5 protein-coding genes are annotated in these 7,632 nt (G+C 70.1%); 4 read left to right on the top strand and 1 reads right to left on the bottom strand.

The annotated features are described in order from the left end of the window. Positions 1-142: 142 nt before the first annotated feature. From MRY84_RS09380 to alkB, 4 genes are all read left to right on the top strand, one after another. A complete protein-coding gene (locus tag MRY84_RS09380) occupies positions 143-2,968 on the top strand; it encodes a DEAD/DEAH box helicase (RefSeq protein WP_291505462.1) in 2,826 nt (941 codons plus the stop codon). A gap of 238 nt (positions 2,969-3,206) precedes the next feature. Beyond that, entirely contained in the window at positions 3,207-4,340 is a 1,134-nt protein-coding gene (gene ada / locus MRY84_RS09375; protein ID WP_291505463.1) for a bifunctional DNA-binding transcriptional regulator/O6-methylguanine-DNA methyltransferase Ada, read from the top strand. Beyond that, a complete protein-coding gene (locus MRY84_RS09370) occupies positions 4,337-5,095 on the top strand; it encodes a 2OG-Fe(II) oxygenase (RefSeq protein ID WP_291505461.1) in 759 nt (252 codons plus the stop codon). The genes ada and MRY84_RS09370 overlap by 4 nt, the downstream gene beginning before the upstream one ends. Positions 5,096-5,109: 14 nt before the next feature. Then, positions 5,110-5,763 carry a DNA oxidative demethylase AlkB gene (gene alkB, locus MRY84_RS09365; protein WP_291505460.1) on the top strand — a complete coding sequence of 218 codons (654 nt, stop codon included), beginning with the start codon at positions 5,110-5,112 and terminating at the stop codon, positions 5,761-5,763. Between the two features lie 9 nt (positions 5,764-5,772). On the opposite strand, the gene MRY84_RS09360 is transcribed toward alkB, so the two are convergent. Next, positions 5,773-7,599, bottom strand: coding sequence for a DUF3592 domain-containing protein (locus MRY84_RS09360; protein WP_291505459.1), 1,827 nt, complete (start codon positions 7,597-7,599; stop codon positions 5,773-5,775). Between the last annotated feature and the right edge of the window lie 33 nt (positions 7,600-7,632).

The following is a 7,632-nucleotide window of genomic DNA, read 5'->3' as shown; positions in this document are numbered from 1 at the left end:
GGATGGTGTGCAAGGCGCGGTGTGCGGCCAATAGCTCGGCTATTGGCAAACGCCGCAACGCTGCAGACCGCCCGCAAAGAGCGCTGCCCGCAGGGTTGGAGCGCCGTCCTGGACGCGGCCGCCACGGCACAATTGGCGGCCTATGTCTGCAACCGGCGCCCGCCCCACAGAACCCATCCCACCCCGCCCGGACCGGGCGGCGTTGGTGCAAGCCTGGGTGCAGGCCCTGCGCACCCAGGCCAGCCCCACCGAGCTGCAGGCGCTGGCGCCCCTGAGCGACGCAGAAGCCGCGCGCGTGATGGCGCTGCTGCGCAACGAGTCGCCCTCTGCCTCATCGCCCAGGGGCCGCCCGCCCGCCGCAAATACCCCCAGCGCTGACATTGCCACCGGCCACTTCCGCCCGCGTATCACCCTCATGACCCTGGGCCGCGGCGATGGCCTGCTGGGCCTGCAACCCCAAGGCAAGCTGGGGCCCCGCGGCGACAGCGTGACGCTGGTGCAGATCGACTGGACCTACCGCACCGACGATGGGGCCACCTGGCAAACGCCCGCGCCCACCTCCATTCTGGGCGCCCGCCCGGCTCCCGTACAGGAGCTGTTCGACACCGGCGGCCCTCTGGTGCGCATGCAGCGCAATGTGGCCGCAGAGTCCGATGCCATGGACCGCGTGTGGGACCTGGGTCTGATCCCCGTCGACGCCAGCAAGCTTCAGTGGCGCCACCGCGCGGCCGCCAGCAGCCTGGGCCCCGTATGGACGCTGGCGCAGGAGGTGCACTTTGGCGATTTCTGGGCCGACGTCGTGCCGCAATTGCGCGCCGAGGGCTGGAGCGTGGTGGTGCACCCCGGCTTTGCGCACGAAAGCGTGCCCGTGCTCCGCTGGAAGCTGCACATTGCCCCCGACACGGGCGAGCTGCTGGGCAAGGAAGTGGACGGCCCGCTGGCGCCGCGCGAGCGCCCCGTGCAAAAGCTCATGCTGCCCGAGCGCGAAGGCGCCTGGCTGCTGACCCTGGGCATCGAGATCGACGGCGAAACCCTGGACCTGGCCCCGCTGCTGGCCGACCTGCTGCGCCGCGATGCCCGCTGGCTGAATGCGCAGCAGATGGCGGCCATCGACGACCTGGCGATCATCAAGCTGCGCGCACCCGGCGGCAAGCGCATCGAGGCACCCGCAGGCCCGCTCAAGGCCATCGTGGGCGCGATGGTGGATCTGCTCACCGACCCCACGCGCAACCAGCGCCAGGACGGCGACCCACTGCGCCTGGGTGCCTGGGAGGCGCGCCGCATCGAGGCTCTGCGCGCCGGCCTGGTGCAGGCCCACCGCGTGGGCACCGTCAACGGCTGGAGCAACGACTGGCAGCTGCAGGGCGACGCCGGCCTGGCACAGCTGGCCCAGCGCCTGCGCCGCATCGGCACGCCCCGGCCGGTCACTGCGCCTGCGGGCCTGCAGGTGCAGCTGCGCCCCTACCAGCTGGAGGGCCTGGCCTGGCTGCAGTACCTGCGCGAACAGGGCCTGGGCGGCATCCTGGCCGACGACATGGGCCTGGGCAAGACGGCCCAGGCGCTGGCCCATGTGCTGCTTGAGAAGGAAGCCGGGCGGCTCACGCGCCCTGCCCTCGTCGTGCTGCCCACCTCGCTGCTCTTCAACTGGCAGGCCGAGGCCGCGCGCATGGCCCCCGGCCTGCGCGTGCTGGCGCTGCACGGCCCTGGCCGCGCCCAGCGCTACCTGCAGATCGGCCAGCACGACCTGGTGCTGACCACCTACCCCTTGCTGTGGCGCGACGTGGACGCGCTGGCCGCGCAGCCCTTTCACCTGCTGATCCTGGACGAGGCGCAGATGGTGAAGAACGCAGGCAGCCGCAGCGCCCGCGCCCTGCGCCGCCTGCAGGCCCCGCACCTGCTGTGCCTGACCGGCACGCCGCTGGAGAACCACCTGGGCGAGCTCTGGGCGCAGTTCGACTTTCTGATGCCCGGCTTTCTGGGGGACGTGCGCAGCTTCAACGCCCGCTGGCGCAAGCCCATCGAGGAACACGGCGAGACCCTGCGCGCCCAGCTGCTGGCCCAGCGCGTGCGCCCCTTCATCCTGCGCCGCCGCAAGCAGGACGTGGCAACCGAGTTGCCCCCGCGCACCGAAACCATCCTGCGCGTGCAGCTGCAGGGCAAGCAGCGCGAGCTGTACGAGGCCGTGCGCACGGCGGCCGACAAACAGGTGCGCCGCGCGCTGGAGCGCCAGGGATTTGATGGGGCGCAGATCGCCATCCTGGATGCGCTGCTCAAGCTCCGCCAGGTCTGCTGCGACCCGTGCTTGGTGAAAGGGACCACGAAGACCGCGCACACCATGGAGCGCGCCAAGCTCGAACTCTTGGCCGACCTGCTGCCCCCATTGGTGGACGAAGGCCGCCGCGTGCTGGTGTTCTCGCAGTTCACCGAGATGCTGATGCTGGCCGCCGAGCAATTGGACGCCCTGGCCCTGCCCTACCTCACCCTCACGGGCCAGACGCCACCGCGCGCGCGGGGTGCCGTGGTGAAACGCTTCCAGGCCCAGGACGACACCAGCGCCCCCATCCTGCTGGTGAGCCTGAAAGCCGGCGGTGTGGGCCTGAACCTGACGGCCGCCGACACCGTGATCCACCTCGACCCCTGGTGGAACCCCGCCGTGGAAGAGCAGGCCACTGCCCGCGCCCATCGCATTGGCCAGGACCAGCCCGTGTTCGTCTACAAGCTGGTGGTGGAAGGCAGCATCGAAGAGCGCATGCTGGAGCTGCAGGCCCGCAAGGCCGCGCTGGCCCGCGGCGTGCTGGGCCACGACACCGAAGGCACCGTGAAATTCAGCGAAGCAGACTTGCGCGCCCTGCTGGCGCCGCTGACCGAGCCTGCCAACAATCCGCTGGCCATCCCGGGCGAGGACGCCAAACGCTGGGGCAGCACGGGCCGGCGCCGTCCCCGGGCACTGCAGCCGCCCGAAAATTGAAGCCTTTTTGGCCACCAGCGCTTGTCCAACAAGCGCACGCAGCTATCAAAAAAGAAGCGCCCCAGCACAATCCCCTACTGCAGCCCCTCGCGGCGCTTGCGCGCAGAATTCAAAAGCAAGCTTCGGAGTGCGCGGGGTCCGCTGCCTCCCTAGAGTGGCAGGTATCGTCACCTCACTCCACGAGCCTGCCATGACCTCCACCGCTACCACCGCCATCGCAACACCTTTCACCGCCCCCATGCCCCGCCGCGCCCTCCACACCAAAGCCGAGCAGGCCGCCGCCATCCAGGCCGACCCACGCTGGGCAGACCTGGTGGCCCGCAGTGCGGCGGCGGATGGGCGCTTTTGGTATTCCGTGCAAACCACCGGCGTCTATTGCCGGCCCAGCTGTGCAGCGCGCACGCCCCGGCCCGAGAACGTGCGCTTTCACGCCAGCTGCGACGAAGCCGAACGCTCCGGGTTTCGGCCCTGCCAACGCTGCCAGCCGCGCCAGCACAACGCGCTGGCACACCACACCGCGGTGGTAACCGAGGCTTGCCGCATCCTGGACGACGGCGTGGCTGCGGGCCGCGCGCCCACATTGGAGGCGCTGGCCGAGCGCCTGGGCCTGAGCGCCTCGCACCTGCACCGCGTTTTCAAGCAGGCCACGGGCCTCTCGCCCCGAGCCTATGCAGCGGCACGCCGCGCCGAGAAGGTGCGCGCCGCACTGGGCGACCCGGCCTCGGGGTCGGTCACCGACGCGATTTATGGCGCGGGCTACCAATCCAGCAGCCGGTTCTACGAACAATCCGCCCAGGTGCTGGGCATGGCGCCCAGCCGCTACCGCGCGGGCGGCGCGGCGCAGGACATCCGCTATGCCGTCGGCCCGTGCTCGCTGGGCTCCGTGCTGGTGGCACAAAGCGACCGGGGTATCTGCGCCATCCTGCTGGGCGACGACGCCGACGCCTTGGCGCGTGACCTCCAGCGACGCTTTCCGCGTGCCCGCTTGCAGCGCGGCGAAGCCGCCTTCACCACCCAGGTGGCACAGGTGGTGGCCTTCGTGGAAGCACCGCGCCTGGGCTTGGCCCTGCCGCTGGATGTGCGCGGCACGGCCTTTCAGCAGCGCGTCTGGCAGGCGCTACAGGCCATCCCGGCCGGGCAGACGGCCAGCTATGCCGAGATTGCACAGCGCATCGGCGCGCCCACCGCCGTGCGCGCCGTGGCACAGGCCTGCGCGGCCAACGCCCTGGCCGTTGCGGTGCCTTGCCACCGGGTGGTGAAGAGCGATGGCGGCCTGTCGGGCTACCGCTGGGGCGCGGAGCGCAAACGCGCGCTGCTGACGCGGGAATCCGCCACCGCCCCCTCCAAGCCGGTGGTGGAGAAGGCGGCATGAGCGCAGCGCCCCAGCCATCATCCCCCGTCGGCGTCGCGGACTCGGCCTGGACCCAGCGCGCGGCCGGCATCGACTGGCACACGGCGGCCGAGGCCTTGCGCCAGCAGGGCCACGCCGTGCTGCCGAAACTGCTGAGCGCGGAGGAATGCGCTGACGTGGCTGGGCTGTACGGCAGCGCCGACGCGGCCACCTTCCGCAGCCGTGTCGTGATGCAGCGCCACGGCTTCGGGCAAGGGGAGTACCGGTATTTCAGCTACCCGCTGCCCGCCCTGGTGGCTGGCTTGCGCGGCGCGCTGTACCCGCACCTGGCGCCGATCGCCAACCAGTGGAACACTGCCATGGGCATCGAGGTGCGTTACCCCGCACAGCATGCCGACTTCATCGCCCGCTGCCACGCTGCCGGCCAGTTGCGCCCCACCCCGCTGCTGTTGCAGTACGGCCCGGGCGACTACAACTGCCTGCACCAGGATCTGTATGGCGAGCATGTGTTCCCCCTGCAGGTGGCGGTGCTGCTGTCGGAGCCGGGGCGCGACTTCACGGGCGGCGAGCTGGTGCTGACCGAACAGCGCCCGCGAATGCAGTCGCGCGCTGAGGTGGTGCCGCTGCGCCAGGGCGACGCGGTCGTGTTTGCCGTGCACCACCGCCCGGTGCAAGGCACGCGCGGGCCTTATCGCGTGCAGATGCGCCACGGCGTGAGCCGCGTGCGCTCCGGGCAGCGGCACACGGTGGGCATCATCTTTCACGACGCTGTCTGACCACCGCGCGTCCCATGACCCTCGGCCTCTTCGACGATCTGCCGCCAGCACCCCAAGCACCAGAGTGGCTGGAGCCGGGGGCCGTGGTGCTGCGCGGTTTTGCACTGCCGCTGGCTGCCGATCTGCTGCAGGCTGTAGCCCACATCGAAGCCCATGCACCCTTCCGCCATCTCGTCACGCCGGGCGGCAAGCGCATGTCCGTGGCCATGACGAACTGCGGGCCGCTGGGCTGGATCAGCGAACGAAGCGGATACCGCTACGGCCCCGTGGACCCGGAAACGGGCAAGCGCTGGCCGCGTATGCCGTCGCTCTTTCAACAACTGGCCCGCGATGCCGCCGAGGCCGCAGGCTTTGCCGGCTTTGCGCCCGATGCCTGCCTTGTCAACCGCTACGCCCCCGGTACGCGGCTGTCGCTGCACCAGGACCGCGACGAGGGAAATTACGCGCACCCCATCGTTTCGGTGTCGCTGGGCATCCCGGCGGTGTTCCTGTGGGGCGGCGCGCAGCGGGCCGACAAGGCCCGGCGTGTTCCGCTCCTGCACGGCGACGTGGTGGTGTGGGGCGGGCCGGCGCGGCTGCGCTTTCATGGCGTGCTGCCGCTGCGCGAGGCGGAGCACCCGCTTACCGGGGCGCACCGCATCAACCTCACTTTTCGCAGGGCGGGCTGAGCGCCGGGTCTACCGCGGGTAGCCCGTGGCTTTGGCCAACCGGGTCAGCAGCTGTTCTGCCACCGGGCGGCCCCGCAGGCTGTCGGCAATGGTCACGCTCTTTCCGCTGCGCAAAGTCACCTGCACACGGTAGAAGGTGGTGTGCTGGTTGCCGCTTTGCGTGGTGTAGCTTTCCTTGATGGATAGCCGCGCAATGTCGGCGGCGGGCACACGATGCCATGCCAGCACCAGGCCCAGCAGCCGGCGCTCCGTATGCAAGCCCTGGCGGTCCAATTGCACGTGCAAGCTGTTGGACACGGCATAGAAGCCCCACACCACCATGGCCCCACCGATGCCGCCAAACGCCAGCGGGAACAAGACCGGCGCGCCGCCATAGCCTGCCGCCATGCCTGCGGCAAAAAACACAGTACCCATCACCATCCACACCGCGTTTTGCTGCCACAGTCGGCCGTAGGGCTGGTACAGCCGCACGCCGCCGGCGATGGGTTCGATGTTGCTCACAATGTCCAGCTCGGCTTCGTGCCGGGCTAGCACCTGCGGGTGGCTGGCTGCATCCTGCGTAAGCCAGGCCGATTCGGCACGCGTGGCGTACACCGGCACTTCAAACCGCCGAGAAAAAGGCAGCGCCGGATCCGCGCTTTCAACCAGCACATACCAACGATGCTCGCTCTGGCCCACGGCCTGCTCAGACCCTGGCAGCCCTGGCGGCACGCTCAGGCGAAACGCCACGCGGCTGCCCTGCCCCTGCGGCTGCACCTGGGCTGCGCCCTCCGTCTGCCATACCACGTGTTCACGCGATTCGGCACGGCTGCCGCCGCTGCTGCCCGCCGAGCGGCCCTGGTGGCCAGAGGCGCAGCGCAGTGTGACCAGAAAGCTCAGATCGGGCCGGTAGCGAACGCCGGGCAGTTCCAGCGTAGCCCCCACATGCCCGCCAATGGCGCCCGGGAACGGGTCCATGACCAGATGTACCTCGCCCTGGCGGCGCGCATCCAGCGTGGCACGCACGGCCCACACCAGCAGACCCAGGCCCACGGCCCCGATGAGGCCCAACACGGCCGCGACCATGAGGTTGTCTTGGCGCCAAGCACGTGGCAGGGCGGCCAAGGCTGCCGAGTACGCGATGGCGCCCCACACCACCGCAAAACCCCAGGCAAACCACACCTCCCAGCGTTTGTCGGAGCGGATGCGGTTGCCCGCCCAGGCCTTGTTGGCCAGCCAGGGCGCATCGCCCGCAGCCTGCAGGCGCCGGGCCTTCTCTATGTCCCCACGCCGCATCTGGCGCCCCCACAGCAGCATGCCCACGCCAAAGCCGCCAAACACCACCACAAAAACCATCTGGAAAGCCAGCAGCCCTGGGCGCAGGCTGCGGTCGGCCACGGACTCCTCGGGGGAGGATGGGTTGAACCAGACTTGCAGGAGCACCCCGGTCTGCTGCGCCCGCTGCAGCCGCGCCCCCAGGTCCTGCTGAAAGCTCCCGATGTTGTCCGCCGATGTGTTGATGGCCGCGCGATGGCCGTCGTAGGTGGTGCCGCCCACCTGGTAGCGGTAATGGACGGAAACGCTGAACGAGCTGCCCGACTTGCTGCCCCGGTGCGTGTGGAGCGAGGCAGACACCACCTGGGCCGGCACCGGCTGCCAGAACCGCATGCGCGACCAGTCGTACAGATTGGGCAACACCCCCAAAAGCAGCATGCCCACACCCACGGCCGCAAACGGCAGGGCAAACAGCGTCAGGAACCAACCGCTGCGCTTTTTCTCCTGCGCCGCGCGGGCCTCGGCATCGGCGCCGCGCCGCCTGCCCGCCGCGGGCACGCGCTGCTGCTTCGTATCCGCCATGCGCCTCCCTCCCGGTATCTGCCCGCGATGGGG

This window comes from Acidovorax sp., assembly GCF_022763525.1.
In the GTDB taxonomy this organism is placed as follows: Bacteria; Pseudomonadota; Gammaproteobacteria; order Burkholderiales; family Burkholderiaceae_C; genus Acidovorax.
This window is presented reverse-complemented; position numbering and strand designations above follow the sequence as displayed.

What these genes read in the sequence shown, in the direction of transcription:
- MRY84_RS09370 (WP_291505461.1), top strand. Translation starts at nt 4,337, where the DNA reads ATGAGCGCAGCGCCCCAGCCATCATCCCCCGTCGGCGTCGCGGACTCG.
- MRY84_RS09380 (WP_291505462.1), top strand. Translation starts at nt 143, where the DNA reads ATGTCTGCAACCGGCGCCCGCCCCACAGAACCCATCCCACCCCGCCCG.
- alkB (WP_291505460.1), top strand. Translation starts at nt 5,110, where the DNA reads ATGACCCTCGGCCTCTTCGACGATCTGCCGCCAGCACCCCAAGCACCA.
- ada (WP_291505463.1), top strand. Translation starts at nt 3,207, where the DNA reads ATGCCCCGCCGCGCCCTCCACACCAAAGCCGAGCAGGCCGCCGCCATC.
- MRY84_RS09360 (WP_291505459.1), bottom strand. Translation starts at nt 7,599, where the DNA reads ATGGCGGATACGAAGCAGCAGCGCGTGCCCGCGGCGGGCAGGCGGCGC.